18 protein-coding genes are annotated in these 18,270 nt (G+C 69.1%); 11 read left to right on the forward strand and 7 right to left on the reverse strand.

From position 1 onward, the window contains the following. Nucleotides 1-87: 87 nt before the first annotated feature. The gene (locus DMB86_RS02775; RefSeq protein ID WP_418202297.1) at nt 88-807 is read right to left on the reverse strand and encodes a TetR/AcrR family transcriptional regulator; all 720 of its coding nucleotides are present in this window, start codon (nt 805-807) and stop codon (nt 88-90) included. A gap of 152 nt (nt 808-959) precedes the next feature. On the opposite strand from DMB86_RS02775, the gene DMB86_RS02780 reads away from it, so the two are divergent. Further along, on the forward strand, nt 960-2,351 hold the full coding sequence (locus tag DMB86_RS02780; protein WP_113719289.1) for a flavin monoamine oxidase family protein: 1,392 nt from the start codon (nt 960-962) through the stop codon (nt 2,349-2,351). A gap of 198 nt (nt 2,352-2,549) precedes the next feature. Continuing rightward, complete coding sequence (locus DMB86_RS02785; protein WP_113716456.1) at nt 2,550-4,082, forward strand: APC family permease; 1,533 nt, start codon at nt 2,550-2,552, stop codon at nt 4,080-4,082. Between the two features lie 15 nt (nt 4,083-4,097). Here the strand turns inward: DMB86_RS02785 and DMB86_RS02790 are convergent, their stop codons facing one another. Beyond that, on the reverse strand, nt 4,098-4,460 hold the full coding sequence (locus DMB86_RS02790; protein WP_171814576.1) for a DUF5997 family protein: 363 nt from the start codon (nt 4,458-4,460) through the stop codon (nt 4,098-4,100). Between the two features lie 82 nt (nt 4,461-4,542). Here DMB86_RS02790 and DMB86_RS02795 point away from each other — a divergent pair, with 82 nt between their 5' ends. Further along, on the forward strand, nt 4,543-5,367 hold the full coding sequence (locus DMB86_RS02795; protein ID WP_227878559.1) for a substrate-binding domain-containing protein: 825 nt from the start codon (nt 4,543-4,545) through the stop codon (nt 5,365-5,367). A gap of 123 nt (nt 5,368-5,490) precedes the next feature. Here DMB86_RS02795 and DMB86_RS02800 read toward each other — a convergent pair whose 3' ends face one another. Next, the gene (locus DMB86_RS02800; protein ID WP_227878560.1) at nt 5,491-6,495 is read right to left on the reverse strand and encodes a zinc-binding dehydrogenase; all 1,005 of its coding nucleotides are present in this window, start codon (nt 6,493-6,495) and stop codon (nt 5,491-5,493) included. A 69-nt stretch (nt 6,496-6,564) separates the two neighbouring features. Here DMB86_RS02800 and DMB86_RS02805 point away from each other — a divergent pair, with 69 nt between their 5' ends. Next, nucleotides 6,565-7,773 (forward strand): NAD(P)/FAD-dependent oxidoreductase, encoded by a 1,209-nt coding sequence (locus DMB86_RS02805; RefSeq protein ID WP_227878561.1) that lies wholly within the window; start codon nt 6,565-6,567, stop codon nt 7,771-7,773. Between the two features lie 267 nt (nt 7,774-8,040). After that, entirely contained in the window at nt 8,041-8,277 is a 237-nt protein-coding gene (locus DMB86_RS02810; protein ID WP_129545450.1) for a hypothetical protein, read from the forward strand. A 288-nt stretch (nt 8,278-8,565) separates the two neighbouring features. Here the strand turns inward: DMB86_RS02810 and DMB86_RS02815 are convergent, their stop codons facing one another. Together DMB86_RS02815 and DMB86_RS02820 are read right to left on the reverse strand one after the other, a co-directional pair. Beyond that, nucleotides 8,566-9,537 (reverse strand): bile acid:sodium symporter family protein, encoded by a 972-nt coding sequence (locus tag DMB86_RS02815; RefSeq protein WP_113716460.1) that lies wholly within the window; start codon nt 9,535-9,537, stop codon nt 8,566-8,568. 230 nt (nt 9,538-9,767) lie between these two features. Then, a complete protein-coding gene (locus DMB86_RS02820; protein WP_113716461.1) occupies nt 9,768-10,874 on the reverse strand; it encodes a GTP pyrophosphokinase in 1,107 nt (368 codons plus the stop codon). A gap of 100 nt (nt 10,875-10,974) precedes the next feature. Between DMB86_RS02820 and DMB86_RS02825 the strand changes: the two genes are divergently transcribed. The 5 genes from DMB86_RS02825 (at nt 10,975) to DMB86_RS02845 (ending at nt 15,395) form a co-directional block, all read left to right on the forward strand. Further along, a complete protein-coding gene (locus tag DMB86_RS02825; RefSeq protein WP_113716462.1) occupies nt 10,975-11,925 on the forward strand; it encodes a carbohydrate kinase family protein in 951 nt (316 codons plus the stop codon). Then, nucleotides 11,918-12,439, forward strand: coding sequence for a YbhB/YbcL family Raf kinase inhibitor-like protein (locus tag DMB86_RS02830; protein ID WP_113716463.1), 522 nt, complete (start codon nt 11,918-11,920; stop codon nt 12,437-12,439). Before DMB86_RS02825 ends, DMB86_RS02830 begins: the two co-directional genes overlap by 8 nt. A 185-nt stretch (nt 12,440-12,624) precedes the next feature. After that, complete coding sequence (locus DMB86_RS02835) at nt 12,625-13,434, forward strand: HAD family hydrolase (RefSeq protein WP_113716464.1); 810 nt, start codon at nt 12,625-12,627, stop codon at nt 13,432-13,434. A gap of 9 nt (nt 13,435-13,443) precedes the next feature. Beyond that, entirely contained in the window at nt 13,444-14,250 is an 807-nt protein-coding gene (locus tag DMB86_RS02840; protein ID WP_113716465.1) for a glycerophosphodiester phosphodiesterase family protein, read from the forward strand. Nucleotides 14,251-14,279: 29 nt separating this feature from the next. Beyond that, nucleotides 14,280-15,395, forward strand: a complete 1,116-nt coding sequence (locus DMB86_RS02845; protein ID WP_113716466.1) for a glycerate kinase — start codon at nt 14,280-14,282, stop codon at nt 15,393-15,395. Between the two features lie 99 nt (nt 15,396-15,494). Here DMB86_RS02845 and DMB86_RS02850 read toward each other — a convergent pair whose 3' ends face one another. Continuing rightward, entirely contained in the window at nt 15,495-16,799 is a 1,305-nt protein-coding gene (locus tag DMB86_RS02850) for a uracil-xanthine permease family protein (RefSeq protein ID WP_113716467.1), read from the reverse strand. A gap of 102 nt (nt 16,800-16,901) precedes the next feature. Beyond that, nucleotides 16,902-17,222 carry an ArsR/SmtB family transcription factor gene (locus DMB86_RS02855; RefSeq protein ID WP_418202298.1) on the reverse strand — a complete coding sequence of 107 codons (321 nt, stop codon included), beginning with the start codon at nt 17,220-17,222 and terminating at the stop codon, nt 16,902-16,904. 44 nt (nt 17,223-17,266) lie between these two features. Here DMB86_RS02855 and DMB86_RS02860 point away from each other — a divergent pair, with 44 nt between their 5' ends. Beyond that, nucleotides 17,267-18,202 carry a cation diffusion facilitator family transporter gene (locus tag DMB86_RS02860; RefSeq protein ID WP_113719291.1) on the forward strand — a complete coding sequence of 312 codons (936 nt, stop codon included), beginning with the start codon at nt 17,267-17,269 and terminating at the stop codon, nt 18,200-18,202. Nucleotides 18,203-18,270: the final 68 nt, after the last annotated feature.

An 18,270-nucleotide genomic window follows, 5' to 3' on the forward strand; every position in this document is an offset into this window, starting at 1 on the left:
TTTGGTCTGGCGGTAAGACGTTCAGGTTCAGCCTAGGGAGCCGCGGCCGCGCTGGCTAGCCCGCGCCAGGATCCGGGGCCGGCCCGGTCAGCCGGTGGCGGAGGGAACGATCGCCGCCGCCAGCCCGGCCACCAGGGCGTCCAGGCCCAGGGCAAAGGCGGCATCGGCGTCGTTGTGGCCGTCCGGATTCCGGCGGCGGGCGACGGCGGCGCTGAAGTGCGGCGCCTCGGCCTCCAGCTCGCCGGTGGCAAAGATGTCCGCGGGCGCGTTGACGTCGTAGGCGGAACCAAAAATGAAGGATTCCAGGGCAACGATCGCGTCGACGATCCGCTCCTGCGGCCAGCCCGCACGCAGAAAACCTTCCGTCACGGCCTCGTACATCCTGATCGTTTGCGGCGCGTTGGTCACGGGCAGCAGGGCAATGACCGGAATCAGCGGCAGGTGGGCCGAAAAGGCGTCCCGGTAGGAGTGCGCCCAGAGCCGGACGGCCTCGGCCCATGGCCTGGCGGCAAACGCCGACACGTCCACCCGGCCCATGAGCGAATCCTCCACAAGCAGCAGCACGTCCTGCTTTGAGCTGACATGGTTGTACAGGGCCGACGGCGCAACGTTCAGCGCCCTGGCCAGCCCCGACATCGTGAGGCCCTTGTAGCCGTCGCGGGCCACCAGTTTCAGCGCCGCCTTGGTGATCTGCGCCTGGCCCAGCAGGGCGTGCGGGGGCCGGCCGGCCCGGCGTCGTGCGTCCCTGGCGCCGGACCCGCGGGCCGCGGCGCCCCGCCCATCCAGCGGCACTGCCCTGTCCGTCACAACACGCTCCCCATCCCTGCCCGCCCCGGCGGACGCAAACTTTTTCGCGGCACCCCTTTACCTTGCGGGGTGACGTCCATTACAGTCTAATGTAAATGAACGTCATTCATTTAGTGAAGCGGCTCACCGGACCGCTCACAGGAGAGGAATACATGGCCAGCACACACAACATCGAGCGGGACGTCGTCATCATCGGCGCCGGCCCGTCCGGCCTGACGGCCGCGCACGAACTGGCCAAGGCGGGGCTGTCCGTGGCCGTCCTCGAGGCGCGGGACCGCGTGGGCGGACGGACCTGGTCCAACACGATCGACGGCGCCTGGCTGGAAATTGGCGGCCAGTGGGTCTCCCCGGACCAGACGGCGCTGATCGGCCTGCTGGATGAGCTGGGCCTTGACACCTACTCCCGCTACCGCGACGGCGACAGCGTCTACATCGCCCCCGACGGCACGCGCACCCGCTACACCGGCGAAATGTTCCCCGTCAGCGCCGAGACCAAGACGGAAATGGACAGGCTCATCGGCACCCTCGACACGCTCGCCGCCGCCATGGACCCGGCCAAGCCGTGGGATCACCCGCAGGCCCGCGAGCTGGACACCATCTCGTTCCACCACTGGCTGCGCGGGCAGTCCGGCGACGAGGAGGCCTGCAACAACATCGGCCTGTTCATCGCCGGCGGCATGCTCACCAAGCCGGCCCACGCGTTCTCCGCGCTCCAGGCCGTGTTCATGGCCTCCTCGGCCGGCTCCTTCACGAACCTGGTGGACGACAACTTCATCCTTGACAAGCGCGTGGTGGGCGGCATGCAGGGCGCGTCCCTGGCCATCGCGGAGAAGCTCGGCGGCGACGTCATCCTCAACTCCCCGGTGCGCTCCGTCCACTGGGAGGAGGCCGACGGCGGCTGGCGCGCCACCGTGGCCAGCGACGACGTCACCGTCACCGCCAGGCGCGTGGTCATGGCCGTGCCGCCAAACCTGTACAGCCGCGTCTCCTTCGACCCGCCGCTGCCGCGCCGCCAGCACCAGATGCACCAGCACCAGTCCCTGGGCTTCGTCATCAAGGTCCACGCCGTCTACGAGACGCCGTTCTGGCGCGAAGACGGGCTCTCCGGCACCGGCTTCAGTGCGTCTTCGCTGGTCCAGGAAGTCTACGACAACACGAACTTCGAGGATCCCCGCGGCACCCTGGTGGGATTCATATCCGACGAAAAGGCCGACTACGCCTTCACGCTTTCGCCCGAACAGCGCCGGAAGGAAGTCACGGCGGCGCTCGCCGAATTCCTCGGCGACGCCGCCGCGGAACCCGTGGTCTACTACGAATCCGACTGGGGCGCCGAGGAATGGACGCGCGGCGCCTACGCCGCCAGCTACGACCTGGGCGGCCTGCACCGCTACGGACCCGACCAGCTCACCCCGGTGGGACCCATCCACTGGTCCTGCTCCGACCTGGCCGCCGAGGGCTACCAGCACGTGGACGGTGCCGTGCGCATGGGCCAGTATACGGCCGCGAAAATCATCGCCGAGCTGGCGCAGCGACCCGTCGGCTGAGTCCGGTGGCATTCCGGGACTTCCTCGGCCTCCCTGACGCAGCCTTCGAAAGCCCCGGCCCCGCCGCCAGCCGCATCCCCTGCGCCCGCCGGTTCCCATGATCCTGGTGCCGCGCAACCACGAGTTCCCATCCCAAGAGCTTTTCCACACAACCCAGGTCCCCGTCGTTGACGCCGGCGGACCCACAGAGGTGACGAGATGACAACCCCCAAAACTGCCACAAAACCCGCCGGTGACCACGGGCTGAGCGAGAAGGGCCTCAAGGCCGGCTCGGTGGGCCTGATCGGCGCCGTCGTGATCGGCGTTTCCTGCATCGCCCCGGCCTACACGCTCACCGCCGCCCTGGGCCCCACCGTGTCGGAGGTCGGCGTCCACCTGCCGGCCATCTTCCTGGTCGGCTTCATCCCCATGCTGCTCGTGGCGTTGGGCTACCGCGAACTGAACAATGCCATGCCCGACGCCGGCACCTCCTTCACGTGGGCCACGCGCGCCTTCGGGCCGTGGCTGGGCTGGATGGGCGGCTGGGGCCTGATTGCGGCCACCATCATTGTCCTGTCCAACCTGGCGGCCGTGGCGGTGGACTTCTTCTACCTGATGCTCGCGCAAATTTTCCGGAACCCGTCGCTGGCGGACCTGACCCGCGTGCTGCCGCTGAACATTGCCACCACGCTGGTGTTCATTGCCGGGGCCTGCTGGATTTCCTACCGCGGCATGGAGACCACCAAGGCGTTCCAGTACATCCTGGTGGCGTTCCAACTGCTGGTGCTGGGCTGGTTTGCCATCGCGGCCTTCGCCCACGTCGCCAACGGCACGGCCTTTGACGCAACGGCCATCTCGGCGGACTGGTTCAACCCCTTTGCCGTGGGCTCGTTCTCCGCGTTCGCGGCCGGCGTCTCGCTGTCCATCTTCATTTTCTGGGGCTGGGACGTCACCTTGACCATGAACGAGGAAACGAAGAACCCGGAAAAGACCCCGGGCCGCGCGGCCACGGTCACGGTGGTGGTCATCGTGGTGATTTACATGGTGGTTTCCCTGGCCACCCTGTCCTTCGCCGGCATCGGCACCACCGGTCTGGGCGCCGGCAACCCGGCAAACCAGGGCAGCATTTTCGCCGTGCTGGCCGGCCCGGTCATGGGACCGTTCGCCATCCTGATGTCGCTGGCCATCCTCAGCTCGTCCGCGGCCTCGCTGCAGTCGACCTTCGTGTCCCCGGCCAGGACGCTGCTGTCCATGGGCCACTACCGGGCCCTGCCCAGGAGCTTCGGGCGGATCAGCCCCGCCCACAAGTCCCCGGGCTACGCCACCGTCGCGGCCGCCGTCGCCGCCGCCGGCTTCTACATCATTACCCGGTCGCTGTCCGAGAACGCCCTGTGGGACACCATCACCGCCCTGGGCATGATGATCTGCTTCTACTACGGCATCACGGCGCTGGCCTGCGTCTGGTACTTCCGTGCCGAGGCCTTCCATGGGGCGCGGAACTTTCTGTGCAAGTTCCTGGCACCGCTGGTGGGCGGGGTGATCCTGCTGGTCATGTTCGTCAAGACCGCGTACGACTCCATGGACCCGTCCTACGGCTCCGGCTCCAACATTGGCGGGCTGGGCCTGGTGTTCATCCTCGGCTGCGGCGTGATCCTGCTGGGCGCCGTGCTGATGTTCTTCATGTACCGCCGGCACCCGGAGTTCTTCAGGGGCGAGGTCCTCAGCCGCGCCAGCCAGGTCTACAACCCGTAACCGCCGGGGCGGCCCCTAGCTCTTCGGGCGGCGGGCCGCCTCGCGCTCCTTGGCCAGCTGCGCCTCTGCCCGGGCCTTGGCGAACACGGCGCGCTCCTCCACCAGCCACGCAGGGGGAGCTTGGAGCAGTGCGGTGATGTCCGCCGTCGTGAGCGGCTCGGTGATGTCGGAGCGGTTGAGGCCGCCGATGGAGATGTTCAATTTCTGGGCCACCACCTGGCGCGGGTGCGGACCGATGCGGCGCAACTCCACCAGCCACTGCGGCGGGTTCTCCTGCAAAACCTTGAATTCCTCCCGGGTGATCGCGTTCTCTTGGAATTCCGCGGGGGCCGCGGGCAGGTGGATGCCCAGCTTCCTGGCCGCGGTGGCGGGCTTCATGGCTTGGGGGGACGGTTCAATGGTCATTGTCCAAGGGTACCGGCCACTGCCGCCCGGCAACGCAGTGGGCTAGGGTGAACAGGTGCCAGAACCCCGCGAACTTACAGTGACCTTTGTGCCGGGCGTGACTCCCGGAAAGTGGATCCACCGCTGGGAGGAGCGCATGCCGGACGTCGCACTGGCGTCCCGTCCCGTGCCCGAATCCCGGCAGCTCGACGCCGTCCGTGCCGGCGAGGCGGACATGGCCTTTGTGCGGCTCCCGGTGGACAAGGCGGGGCTGAACGTCATCCCCCTTTACACGGAGCTCTCCGTGGTGGTGGCCCCCAAGGACCACCCGATCGCCGCGTTCGACGAAATTGCCGTGGCGGAACTGGCCGACGAATACCTGCTGGCCGATCCCGACGACTTCCCCGCCTGGCGCGACATCTCCACGGAAATCCAGGCCGGGACGCGCAAGCCGCTGCCGCCCGTGGCTTCGGTGGAGGACGCCCTTGACCTGGTGGAGGCGGGCTTGGGAATCCTGATCCTGCCGATGTCCGTGGCCCGGCACTTCAACCGCAAGGCTCTGCGGGCGCGCGTGGTCACAGGTGTCCCGGAATCGGGAATCGGCCTCGCCTGGCTGCACTCCGACACGCCCCTGCCGGACGGCTTCGACGCCGTCATCGAGGAATTCATCGGCGTGGTGCGCGGGCGCGGCGCCAACAGTTCGCGCCAGCCGTCCGTGCTGGCCAAGCAGGCGGAGGCGCCGAAGAAGGGCGCCAAGGCGTCGCGCGGCAAGGGCAATGCGACGGCCGGCAAGGGTGGCGGTTCCAACAAGGGTGGGTCCGGCAAGGGCGGGGGTTCCAACCTTCGCGGCGGAGGCCGGCCGGGCGGCAAGGCCCGGGCGCAAAAGCGAGGCCGGCGTTAACTGAGCGCTGACGGCCCAAGATGACGATATGGATATTTGAGGCTGATTTATCGGGCTCAAATATCCATATCGTCATCCTGGGCGGAACGGGGCACCCAGGGCGGGCACCTGGCCGGCGGGACGTCAGGGAATCAGCACCAGTTTGCCGCGGGCCGTCCCGTCCTCCAGGGCTGCGTGCGCGGCGGCGGCTTCACGCAGGGGGAGCCGGGTGATGTGGCGGGCGCGCAGGGCGCCGTCGGCCAGGAGTTCGTTGACGGCGCGGGCCGCGTCCGCGAGTTCCTCCACGGTGGCGTTGCTGATGGCGAATCCGCGGATGCTGCCATCGCGGGTGTACAGCCGGCCCAGCGGCAGCGGGTCGGTGGCGGCCATGCCGGACAGGGCGATGATCCGCCCGCGCAGGGCCAACAGCTCGACGGCGGCCTCCAGCCGGTGCCGGCCGGATGTCTCGATGTGGATGTCCAGGCCGCGGCCCCCGGAAACGGCATGCACCGCGTCCGCCAGTTCGGCCATCAGCGCCGGGGAGCGGTAGTCCAGCGTGGCCGCGGCACCGAGGCCGCGGCACCAGCCGGCGTCGTCCCGGCTCGAGGAGGTGATGACCGCCGCGCCCGCACGGACGGCCTGGACCACCAGCGCCGATCCCACCTGCCCGGCGGCGCCGCCCACAAAGACAGTCTCGCCCGGCTGCACGCCGGCATGCCGGTGGAGTGCCAGCCAGGCCGTGGCGCCGGAATGCAGGACGGCGGCCGCCTCCACCGGATCCGCGCCGCTGGGGAGCGAATAAAGCCTGATGACGGGCACGGCGGCGAAGGCCGCGGCCGCTCCCGGCCTGCCGCCGAAGCCCATCGAGTTGGACCACACGAGGTCCCCGGGCCGGAAACGGTCCGCGGCGCCGGGTGCCACCTGCACGACGGTGCCGGTGAGGTCGCGTCCCAACGCCTGCGGAAAGGCCAGCTCGGTGGCGTACCGGCCACTGCGCACAAACGTGTCCACGTGGTTGACCGCAGTGGCGCCCACCCGCACCAGCACGGTGTCGCCGGCCGCCCTCGGCAGCGGCAGTGCGCCAAACTCGATGTCGCCGGCGCCGCCGGTGTGATTTATGTACGCCGCATCCATCATTCCCCCGGTCATGCCGTCCACTTTAGGCCCTAAAAGTAGACAGGCCCCGGTACTGGGGGTGGGCACCGGGCCAGACGCTCGGTGCCGCCCTCACGGATTCCGGCATTACACCTGACAACCACGCTGAATATCCCAGACCCCGTACCCGAAGGCCCCGCCCCGGCATCCCTGCCAGCCACCGTCCAGGCCCGCCGGCTCATCCTGTGCCCCGGTGGTTATGACCGCCAGCTGCCGGTCCCCGGCTGGGACCTGCCCGGCGTCATGGCGGCCGGCGGCGTCCAGGCGCTCCTGAAGGGGAGCGGGACGGCGGCGGGGACGGTCGCCGTCGTCGGCGGGACGGGCCCGTTCCTGCTCCCGGTGGCCACGGGCTTGGCGGCGGCGGGCGTGAAGGTGGCCGCAATTTGTGAGGCCAACAGTCCCTCCGGCTGGCTGAGGAACCTCCGCGGCGCCGTGCAGGCGCCGGAAAAGGCCGTTGAGGGCGCCGGATACGCGGCCGCGCTGGCCCGGCACCGCATCCCCTACCGCGTCCGCACGGCCGTCACCGAAATCCACGGCACGGACCGGGTGGAGGCCGCGACCATTTCCAGGCGGCACGCTGATGGCACGGTCGTGCCAGAAATCGGCCGGCGCGTGCCGTGCGACGTGGTGGCGCTGGGCTGGGGCTTCACGCCGCAGCTGGAACTGGTGCTCGCCGCGGGCACCTGGACCGCCGTCGACGTGGACGGCTCGCTCGTGGCCGTGGTGGACGCGCGCCTGAAGACCACCGTTCAAGGCGTCAGCGTGGCCGGTGAGGCGACCGGCGTCGGAGGTGCTTCGATGGCCGTCGTCGAGGGCGAGCTGGCCGCGCTGTGCATCGCGGCGGAAGCCGGCGGGTCGCCCCCCGCGGGACTTGGCGCACGCATTGCCAGACTCCAGCGTGAGCGGGCCCGGCTGCGGAACTTTGCCGTGGCCATGCACCGCGCCACCCCGGTCCCGGGACGCTGGCAGGGCTGGCTGGCGCCGGAGACGCTGGTGTGCCGCTGCGAGGAGGTCAGCTTTGGGACCCTGTGCAGCGCCCATGACGATCTCGGCGCGGAGGACGCGCAGCCTGAAGTCGTTCGCCCGGCCGGGCATGGGCTGGTGCCAGGGCCGCGTGTGCGGATATGCCACGGCGTCGATCGCGGCCGGCTCAGCGATGCTCGACGCACTCTCCGCCGCGGACCGCCCCGACGCCGCGCCGCTGCTCAACGACCGCATCCAGGCGGGCTACGCGGCGTCGTTGTCCGGGCTGTTGGAGCACGACGCCGTTGACCCCCTGGGTGCCGCGGACGGCGCCTTCGACTCCCCGCCGGCCCCCGCGCTGACGGTGACCACCGCGTCCGCCCTGCTGGCCGATCCAGGAAGGGCTGATCACCGAGTGCTTCGGCCCCTCCGCCATGGTGGCGACATACGGTGGCGAGGCTGAACTGTTGGCCGTGGCCAGGGTCCTGGACGGGCAGCTCACCGCCACGATCCAGGACGAGGGTTCCGACGCCGTGGCGCCGGAACTGGTGCGCCTGCTGGCGAAAAGGCCGGCGCGTGCTGTGGAACCAGTGGCCCATGGGCGTTTCGGTGACCTACGCGCAGCAGCATGGCGGGCCGTACCCCGCGACGACTTCTCCCACGTCGACGTCCGTGGGCACCGCCGGGATCACCCGCTTCTTGCGACCCGTGGCGTACCAGGGCCTGCCGGCCCACCTGCTGCCGGAGGCGCTGCGCGATGACAATCCGCTGGGCTTCCCGCAGCGGGTCAACGGAAGGCTTGACGGCCGCTGACCGGGTCCGTCGAACACCACGGGGAACCGTCCGGTCCGCAGCCCGCCGCAGGACGCGGCTGCGGGGCCCCTCGGACCTCGGCGTCTTGATCACCGCCGCCGTAGTCCGTCCTGCGATAGCTGCCCGTTTCGACCAAATCACCGGGGATGACGAAACGGATATTTGAGGTTGATATATCGACCTCAAATATCCATTTCGTCATCCCCGCTGCTCGATGGCGCTCCTCGGGTCCGGGCTGCCCGCCTTCCGGGACGCCGATTCCGTAGACCAGCGTCGCATTCAACCCGCCTACGCGTCGGCCAGCGGCTTCCGGGCCAGCCAGGCCGCCACGACGGCGCCGGAGATGTTGTGCCAGACGGAAAACACCGCGGACGGCAGCGCGGCCAGCGGGGAAAAGTGGGCCGTGGCCAGAGTGGCGGCGAGCCCGGAGTTCTGCATGCCGACCTCAAAGGCCAACGCGCGGCGTGCCCGGGCGTCCAGCCGGCCCGCCTTGCCGGCCAGGTAGCCCAGCCCCAGCCCGAAGCCGTTGTGCAGGACCACCGCGAGGAACACGATGCCGCCGGCGGCCACGATCTTGGAGGCGGAACCGGCCACCACAATCGCCACGATCAAGGCGATGACGACGGCGGAGATCCACGGCAGGGCCGGCAGCACAAAGTTCACCGCCCGGTTGAGGAACAGGCGGACCAGCAGCCCCGCGATGACCGGCAGCAGCACCGTTTTGAGGATGTCAAGCATCATGGCGCCGGCGTCGACGTTCAGGAAGGAGCCGGCCAGGAACAGCGTCAGGGCCGGCATCACGATGGGTGCCACGAGCGTGGAGACGGTGGCAACCGCCACGGACAGGGCGACATCGCCCTTGGCCAGGAACGCCATGACGTTCGACGACGTCCCGCTGGGTGCGCAGCCCACCAGGATGACGCCGGCCGCCAGTTCGGGGCTCAGGTGCAGCCCCATCGCAATGAGCCAGCCGGCGCCGGGCATGATGACGTAGTGGGCGGCCAGCCCCAGGGCCACGGCCCACGGGCGCTTGGCGACGGCGGCGAAGTCCGGCAGCGTCAGTGTCAGGCCCATGCAGAACATGATGATACCTAGGAGATAGGGCACGGACGGGGCCAGCGGCTTGAAGGAGCTGGGAAGCAGGAAGCCGAGCACGCCGGCAATGATGACCAGCAGCGGGAACACCGTGACGGCAATGCGCGCGGTCCGGTCCGGCGTGGCTGTGGTGGGTTCGGGGACGATTTTGGTTGTCTGGGGCACCTGTTTATTTTCCGCCCTGTCCGCCCCTTGAACAAATCATCTCATTATTTGGACGCGAGGTCCGCGCCGACTCCGCCGCAAAGTCCACCATGGCCCGTGCCCTGTCAGTGAGCCGGACTGACGCCGGCCAGACAATCTTGACGCTGACGGACGCCACCGCGCGGGGAGATCGGACCAGGCCATTTTTGCGCACGGCCGCTTCCCAAAGCGGACAACCCCCATCGGCGCGCCTAGAACCCCATCGCCTTGCGGTAGCGCCGCATCTGCTGGTGGCGGCGCTGCAGGCTGTCACGCCGTGGAGTCTGGTCGGCGGAGGCTTCCTCGGCCGTCAGGTCGATGTGCCGCTGCCCGAACTGCCACAACAGGAGATCGTCCAGCAGCCGGTCCGGTCCGGGGGAGTAGCGGTGGTCCAGGGCCTTGCGGACGTTGGAGATAATTTCCGGCTGCAGGAGGGCGGCGAGGTCGATGGTCTTGGTGAGCCCGTGCGCGGCGACCAGCTCGGCGGCCCAGCCCCAGTCGTCGTCGGCCTTCCGGTCAACGTGGGGGAGCAGGGTCTGCCAGACGGCCTTGATGCGGTTCGGCGTCAGGGACTCCGCACCCTCGCCGTCGGCGTCCCAGAAACTGGTGACTGTCTCGTAGCGTTCGTGCAGCTCGGAGAACGCGGATTCCACGGTTTCAAGCATGGCCGCCGTGGCGGTGAACTGCCGGTCAAAGTAAGGGCTCCAGGCGCGCGGGTCCTGGGCCTTGAAGCGGATGTCGTGCTCAATTTCGCTCCAGGCATGGGCGAAGATGGTGCGGATCTGGCATTCAAAAAAGTAGCTGCCGTTGGTCTTGGTGTCCGGGTCCAGCACGTCCTGGTAGGCCCGAACCACGTCATTTTGGATGCTGCGCAGGATCAGGTGCCGGCTGGAGTAGCCGTAGGTTCCGGACTCGATGGAACCGATGTCCTTCTCCCTGTCGCCGCGGCAGTCAAAGATGTTGCGGCGCCGCTTGATCAGGTTCGCCACGTTCGCGTTTTCCCCCGGCAGCGTGGTGATGACGCGCACGCCCACCATGTCCGTGAGGTTGCGCAGCGGCTCCGGGAATGAGAGCGCGGGCGCGGCACCCGGCTCGGCGGCCACCATCCGGGAGGCCTTTTCACGGAACGACTCCACCGTCTTGGTCCGGCTCGTGACAAACAGCGGGGCATCGTCCGCGTCTTCCATGACCTCGCGCACCAGGGCCTCCATTTCCGCCGTCACGAGCACCAGCTGCGGGCGGGCACGCTCAAAGGCGGCCACGGACGCGGTGACGGATGGGCGCAGTGACGGATCGAGGCGTTCCCAATGGCTGCTCATGCCATTGAGCCTATGCGCCGCGGACTGGGGAGGTCGAGCGCGGCACCCAACAATGCGCCACACTCCCACATCTTTTCCGGCCAGACCGTAGGCTGGTGCCATGCTGACGGTAATTGGTGAGGCCCTGATCGATGAGGTGGTGCGCCCCGGTCAGAGTCCGGTGCCCCACGTGGGCGGCAGCCCCCTGAACGTGGCCGTGGGACTGGCCCGCCTGGGCCACCCGGTGCAGTTTCTGGGCCGCTTCGGCAGGGACGCCTACGGCAGCATGATCGCCGGGCACCTTAAGAACAACGACGTTCTGGTCCCCGTTGTCCCGGACGGGCTGCCCACCTCCGTTGCCCGTGCGGTCCTCGGCGCAGGCGGCGCCGCAGAATACGAGTTCGCGCTGGACTGGGAACTGCCCGCCGCCGACGGCCAGGGCGTCCCCAACTTCATGCTCACGGCCACCACGCTGCTCCACACCGGTTCCATCGCGGCCATGCTGGCCCCTGGCGCCGAACAGGTCTTCAAGGCCGTCGTCGCCGCGCACCCCTCGGCCACCATCTCCTACGATCCCAACGCCCGGCCCAGCATCATCAAGGACGCGGCCTACGCGAGGGCCCAGGCGGAAAAGTTTGTGGCGCTTGCCGACGTCGTCAAGGCCTCCGACGAGGACCTCCAGTGGCTCTACCCCGGCACCGACCCGCGGGAAACGGCCCGCAAATGGCTGGCCACGGGCGGCACGGAAGGCCCCGCCGTCGTGGTTGTCACGCAGGGAAGCGAGGGCCCGTGGGCCGTCTGCGCCGCGGGCGAGGCCTCCTGCCCCGTCCCGCCCACCAGCGTGGTGGACACGGTGGGCGCCGGGGACTCCTTCATGGCCGCGCTGCTGGCGGCCGTCGTGGACCGCGAACTGGACGGCGCGCAGCGCCGCGACGCCCTGCGCGCCATCACCCGCGAACAGCTCGGGGAAGTCCTCCGCTACGCCGCCCGCGCCGCCGCCATCACGGTGTCCCGCGCGGGCGCCAACCCGCCCACCCGAAAAGAACTGCAGGAAGGCCAGCCCCATGTATGACTACGACCCCTACTCATTCCTCGCCCCCGTCCCGGACTTCACGGTGACCAGCGCGTCCTTTGCCGACGGCGACAGCCTGCCCGCCGCCCAGGTCAACCCCGGCGGCCATCCCGACGGCAAGGACGTGTCGCCGCAGCTGGCCTGGTCCGGCTTCCCCGCGGACACGCGCAGCTTCGCGGTCACCATGTACGACCCCGACGCGCCCACCGCCAGCGGCTTCTGGCACTGGGCCGTGGCCAACATTCCCGCCACCGCGACCTCCCTTGACGAGGGCGCGTCCGCCGCCCTGCCCGCCGGTGCCCTCACCCTGAAGAACGACGGCGGGTTCCCCGGCTACATGGGCGCGGCACCTCCCGCCGGGCACGGCCCGCACCGATACATGGTGGTGGTCCACGCCGTCGACGTCCCCGCATTGGAGGTTGACGCCGGCGCCACCCCCGCGGTGCTGGGCTTCAATCTGGCCTTTCACACCCTGGCCCGGGCCCGGATCACCGGAATTTTTGAAGTGGAGTGAGGGCGGGGCCAAACCGCACTCATTTCCGCCCCGGACACCGAGGGCGCGGCCAACCCTCGAGGGCGGCGTATCTTCGCGCCTTTCCCGCGGGTTGGCCCCGCCGTCACGGAACGGCCCGCACGTGGCATGGCCGTGGAGCTGGACAGCCAACGCGATTTGTCCACCGAAGTTGGATAGCCTTGGGTATGCGTTTAATTGCCAGTGACATTGACGGGACCATCCTCGGCCACGATGGAAGGATCAGCCCCCGCACGGTCGCCGCTTTCCGGGATGCCGCCGACGCCGGGATCGACATCGTGTTCGTGACCGGCCGCCCGCCGCGCTGGCTGGACCCCATCCGGGAGCAGATCGGCCACACCGGCACCGTGATCTGTTCCAACGGTGCCGTCACCTACAGCCTGGAACGCGAAGCCGTCACGGCGTCCCACCTGCTTGCGTGGGAAACGGTGACGGAGGTACGCAAACTGATCATGGAGCTTGCCCCGGAACCGTACTTCGCCCTCGAAAGCCTGGCTGGAATCCATGTGGAACCTGGCTTCTTCGCCAAGGACCGCCCGCCCAGCCTGCAGGACCTGGTCCCCGCGGCCCTGGCCCCCGCCATGGCGGACGGCGGGATCATCAAGCTGTTGGCCGTCCTGCACTCCGGCACCGCTGACGGGTTCCTGGAACTGGTCCGCCCGCACGTTGGCGGGCTGATCGCCGTGACCCATTCCGCCCCTGAGGTCGCCCTGCTGGAAATGGGCCCGCTGGGCGTCAACAAGGCCGTGACGCTTGCCGAATATGCCTCGTCCAAGGGCATCGACGCCGCGGACGTGGTGGCCTTTGGGGACATGCCCAACGACATCGAAATGCTCGGCTGGGCCGGGGCCGGCTATGCCATGGCCAGCGGTCACCCGGATGCCCTCGCCGCGGCGCCGCTGCAGGCACCCAGCTTTGACGACGACGGCGTGGCCCAGGTCATCGAATCGCGCCTGGCCGCCCTGCACCTGGCCTAGGCGGCGGACATGAAGACTCCCAACCCCTATCTGGAAACGCCCGTCCCGCTGGCCATCGCCCACCGCGGATTCTCCCCCGACGGGCACGAAAACACGCTTCCGGCGTTCCGTGCCGCGCTGGACCTCGGCTACCAGTACCTGGAAACCGATCTCAACACCACTGCCGACGGCGTCACGCTGGTCTTCCACGACGCCACCTTGGACAGGGTCACGGACCAGAGCGGGGCCATCGCGGAGCTGCCGTACGCCGTCGTCAGCCGGGCGCGCATTGGCGGGCGGGAGCCCGTCCCCACCCTCCGGGAACTCTTCCAGGCCCTGCCGGGCGCGAACTTCAACATCGACGTCAAGGACGCCCGTTCCGCGGCAAACCTCGCCGCCCTCATCGAGGAATTTGCCCTGCATGACCGCGTCTGCGTGGCCTCGTTTTCGGACACGCGGCGCCGGGAGGTCCTGCACCGGCTCAGCCGCCCCGTTGCCTGTTCGCCCGGCAAGAAGCTGCTGGTGGCCTATTTTGCGCTGCAGGCGTGGACGCCCGCCCCCGTCCTCCGGGCCCTGATGCGCGCAGTGGACGTGCTGCAGATCCCGACACGCCATAAAAACCTGGAACTGGTGACGCGCCGTTCCGTGGCGAGGGCGCACCGGGCGGGGCTGAAGGTGCATGTGTGGACCATCAACGAGCCGGCCGAGATGCACCGTCTCCTTGACCTGGGCGTGGACGGGATCATGACTGACCGGGCGGACGTGCTGGCCGGCGTCATGCGGGAGCGCGGCTACTGGCCCGCCGACGGGACCCAGGCGGCGGCCCCGACTGCGTAACATGCGCCGCGTGCTGGCAGGATGGTGCCATGCGAATCCTGATTGCACCTGACAAGTTCAAGGGCACCCTGACCGGCGTCGAAGCGGCCGCCGCCATGAGCGAAGGCGCTCTCCGTGTCTACCCGGACGCCGTGGTGACCACCCTGCCCGTGGCCGACGGCGGCGAGGGCACCCTGGAGGCGGCCGTCGCGGCCGGGTTCGAGGAGCACGTCAACCCCGTGGTGGGCCCGATCATCAAGCCCGTCGGCGCGGCCTGGGCCATCCACCCGGACACCCACGTGGCCGTCATCGAAACCGCCCAGGCCAGCGGCTACCTGCTCTCCGAGCCCACCGTGGAGAACGCCTTGCGCGCCCACTCCTACGGTTCCGGGCAGCTCATTGCCGCGGCGTTGGAGGCCGGAGCCACCGAGATCATCATCGGGCTGGGCGGCTCCGCCATGACCGACGCCGGTTCGGGCGCCCTGCGCGCGCTGGGCCTGAAGCTGCTGGACGCCCGCGGCAACCTGGTTCCCCTGGGCGGGGGGTCACTGCTGGACGTGGCCGCCGTCGATGCCTCCGGCCTGGACCCGCGCCTGGCCGCGGCCAGGATCCGCATGGCCGTCGACGTCGACAACCCCCTCTTCGGCCACAACGGCGCGGCCCACATCTTCGGCCCGCAAAAGGGCGCCGATGAGGATGCCGTGGAGAAGCTCGACGCCGGCCTGCGCCACCTTGCGTCGCTGGTCCGGGAAAGCACGGGCGTGGACATCGACATTCCCGGAGCGGGGGCGGCGGGAGGCTTCCCGTCGCTGTTCGTGGCCTACGCCAATGCGTCCATCGAGCGCGGCTTTGACCTGGTCGCGGAGCTGGTGGGCCTGGACGCGGCGCTGGCGGACGCGGACCTGGTCATCACCGGCGAAGGCTCCATGGACCAGCAGTCCCTGTCCGGGAAGGCGCCCATCGGCGTGGCCGACGCCGCCCACGCGCGGGGACTGCCCGTCGTCGTGGTGGCCGGGCGGATCAGCGTCGGAGTGGCCGAACTGGCCGCGCACGGCGTGGTGGCGGCGGTGAGCGCCACCGACGTGGCGGGATCCCCTGAAGCCGCCCTCGCCGACGCGGCCCGGCACACCGTCAGGGCAACCTCGGAAGCGCTCAACGGCATCTGAGCACCCCGTCGAGGTTGGAGATGACGCCCTCCGCCGCCGTCGAGGTTGGAGATAACCACCAACCATAGTCGGGGATTATCTCCAACCTCACCGAGGGGGTCAGTGCGCGGCGGGTTCCCGTTCGGGCTCCAGCGGGTCGGCGGCGGTGCCGCGCCACTTCGCCAGCGCGGTCATGCCGTGGTAGACCACCAGGGCCGCCGCCGTGCCGAGCGCGATCCCGGCAAATTGGAGGTTGCCCACCGCCCAGGTGTAGTCGGCCACGCCCACAATGAGCGCGACGGCGGCCGTTGTCAGGTTGATGGTATTGGAGAAGTCCACCTTGTTCTGCACCCAGATCCGCACGCCCAAAACGCCGATCATGCCGTACAGCAGCGTGGCGGCCCCTCCCAGGACTCCCGCGGGCACGGTGGCGATCAGTGCGCCGAACTTCGGGAAGAAGCTCAACAGCAGCGCCGTGCAGGCCGCAACGTAGTAGGCGGCCGTGGAATACACCTTGGTGGCCGCCATGACGCCGATGTTTTCCGCGTACGTGGTGGTGCCGGAGCCGCCGCCGAGGCCGGCGAGGGTTGTGGCGATGCCGTCGGCCACAATCGCCCGCCCGGCATAGGGGTCCAGGTCCTTGCCGGTCATCAGGGCCACCGATTTCACGTGGCCGATGTTTTCCGCCACCAGCACCAGCACCACCGGCACGAACAGCCCGATCACGCCGACGTGGAAAGTGGGCGTCTGGAAGAACGGCAGCCCGATCCACCCGGCGTCGTGGATCTTGGAAAAGTCCACTTCGCCGCGCAGCACCGCCACGGCATATCCCGCCACCACCCCCACCAGGATGGACAGCCGGCCCAGGATGCCGCGGAACAGCACGCTCACCAGGATGATCACCAGCAGCGTGACCAGGGCCGTGATGGGGGCCTTGAGGAAGTTGTCCTGGGCGGACGGCGCCAGGTTGAGCCCGATCAACGCCACAATGGTGCCGGTCACGGGCGCGGGCATGAGCCGGTTGATCCAGGTGGCGCCGAACTTCTGCACCAGAACCCCAATCACGGCCAGCACGACGCCGGCCATCACCACCCCGCCCAGCGCCCCTCCCACGCCGAATTCCTTTTGTGACGCCATGATCGGCGCGATGAACGCAAAGCTGGAGCCCAGGTAGCTGGGGACGCGGCCACGGGTGAGGAGCAGGAAGAACAGCGTGCCGATGCCCGAGAAGAAGAGCGTGGTGGCGGGCGGCATGCCCGTCAGGATGGGCACCAGGAAGGTGGCACCGAACATGGCCACCACGTGCTGGAGGCCGATGCCGATGGTGAGCGGCCAGGCCAGCCGCTCGCCCGGCGAGACGACCTGCCCCGGCTTGATGGTCTTGCCATCTCCGTGGATGGTCCATTTGGTGCCCAACAGGCTCATGGCGGTGCCTTCCGAATTCATGTGATGTGTGCGCCGGCGCTGCGCCCGGCCAAGGACAAGAATATCGGCCCGGACGGCCGTGGCGGGACCGGGGGCGCCCGGTCAGGGGTGCGGCAGGTGTCCTTCGCTGGCTTGAAGCACGACGCCGAGCAGGTCGTTGAGTGCGTGGGCGAGCGCCGGGTGGGCAAGCTCGTAGCGGGACCGGCGGCCCTCCTGGACGGCCACGGCCAGCCCGCAGTCGCGCAGGCAGGAGAGGTGGTTGGACATGCTCTGGCGGGAGACTTCCAGCTTGTCCGCCAGCGCCGCCGGGTAGTTCGGCGCGTGGGCCAGCTCCATGAGGATCTGCGCCCTGGTGGGATCGGAAATGGCATAGCCGAACCTGGCCAGCACCGCGGCGTTGCTAATGGGCTTCATTCTCAACATGGTACACCTTATGATGGATTCACAATCAGATGTACTATGGGGGCATGTCAGGCCACAACCACTCGCACGGACACAGCCACGGCGGGACGCCCGGGCAAACCCATCAGGGCCGCATCGCCGTCGCACTGGGCGTGACCCTGGCCGTGTTTGTCTTTCAGGTCGTCGGCGCCATGCTGACCGGCTCGCTGGCCCTGCTCTTCGACTCCGCCCATGTGCTGACGGACGCCGGCGGCCTCGCCATGGCCCTGCTTGCGGCGCGCCTGATGGCCCGGCCGTCAACGAACCGGCGCACCTGGGGCTTTGCCCGCGCGGAGGTGCTGGCCGCAACGGCGCAGGCCGCAGTGCTCCTCGCCGTTGGCCTGGTGGTCCTGGTGGAAGGCGTGCAGCGCCTGTTCCATCCGGCGGACATCGCCTCGCGGGAGATGCTGGTGTTCGGCGCCATCGGCCTGGCCGGCAACCTGGTCTCGCTTTTTGTGCTGATGGGCGGGCGCAACGGGAACTTCAACATGCGCGCGGCCTTCCTTGAGGTGCTCAACGACGCCCTCGGCTCCGTGGCCGTCATCGTGGCCGCAATCGTCATTACCGCCACGGGCTGGAGGCAGGCAGATGCCGTCGTGGCCATGCTCATCGGCGTGCTGATCCTGCCGCGCACCCTCAAGCTGCTGCTGGAAACCATCGGTGTCCTGCTCGAATCGACGCCGGCCGGGCTGGACCTGGCCAAGGTGCGCGAGCACATCCTGGAACTCGAGCACGTCCGCGAGGTCCACGACCTGCACGCCAGCCAGATCGCCACGGGCCTGCCGGTGCTGTCCGCGCACGTGGTGGTCGACGAGGAATGCTTCCACGACGGCCACGCCGCCTCCATGCTCGACGCCCTCCAGCACTGCGTCGCCGGCCACTTCGATGTCAGCGTCGAGCACTCCACGTTCCAGGTGGAGCCCGTGGGCCACGCCGAACACGAGCCCGGCGCGCATCACTAGGCTCCGTCGCCTGCAGGGTTCCGGACCGGGCGCCGGATTGATGGTGCAGATCATGCGGGTTCCGGACC

The sequence above is a fragment of the Arthrobacter dokdonellae genome (assembly GCF_003268655.1).
GTDB classification, from domain to species: domain Bacteria; phylum Actinomycetota; class Actinomycetes; order Actinomycetales; family Micrococcaceae; genus Specibacter; species Specibacter dokdonellae.

Bases quoted from the DNA above. Each gene is read 5' to 3' on its own strand.
- DMB86_RS02845 (WP_113716466.1), top strand. From the start codon at position 14,280: ATGCGAATCCTGATTGCACCTGACAAGTTCAAGGGCACCCTGACCGGC.
- DMB86_RS02780 (WP_113719289.1), top strand. From the start codon at position 960: ATGGCCAGCACACACAACATCGAGCGGGACGTCGTCATCATCGGCGCC.
- DMB86_RS02820 (WP_113716461.1), bottom strand. From the start codon at position 10,874: ATGAGCAGCCATTGGGAACGCCTCGATCCGTCACTGCGCCCATCCGTC.
- DMB86_RS02790 (WP_171814576.1), bottom strand. From the start codon at position 4,460: ATGAAGCCCGCCACCGCGGCCAGGAAGCTGGGCATCCACCTGCCCGCG.
- DMB86_RS02860 (WP_113719291.1), top strand. From the start codon at position 17,267: ATGTCAGGCCACAACCACTCGCACGGACACAGCCACGGCGGGACGCCC.
- DMB86_RS02825 (WP_113716462.1), top strand. From the start codon at position 10,975: ATGCTGACGGTAATTGGTGAGGCCCTGATCGATGAGGTGGTGCGCCCC.
- DMB86_RS02800 (WP_227878560.1), bottom strand. From the start codon at position 6,495: ATGACCGGGGGAATGATGGATGCGGCGTACATAAATCACACCGGCGGC.
- DMB86_RS02840 (WP_113716465.1), top strand. From the start codon at position 13,444: ATGAAGACTCCCAACCCCTATCTGGAAACGCCCGTCCCGCTGGCCATC.
- DMB86_RS02850 (WP_113716467.1), bottom strand. From the start codon at position 16,799: ATGAGCCTGTTGGGCACCAAATGGACCATCCACGGAGATGGCAAGACC.
- DMB86_RS02830 (WP_113716463.1), top strand. From the start codon at position 11,918: ATGTATGACTACGACCCCTACTCATTCCTCGCCCCCGTCCCGGACTTC.
- DMB86_RS02785 (WP_113716456.1), top strand. From the start codon at position 2,550: ATGACAACCCCCAAAACTGCCACAAAACCCGCCGGTGACCACGGGCTG.
- DMB86_RS02855 (WP_418202298.1), bottom strand. From the start codon at position 17,222: ATGTTGAGAATGAAGCCCATTAGCAACGCCGCGGTGCTGGCCAGGTTC.
- DMB86_RS02835 (WP_113716464.1), top strand. From the start codon at position 12,625: ATGCGTTTAATTGCCAGTGACATTGACGGGACCATCCTCGGCCACGAT.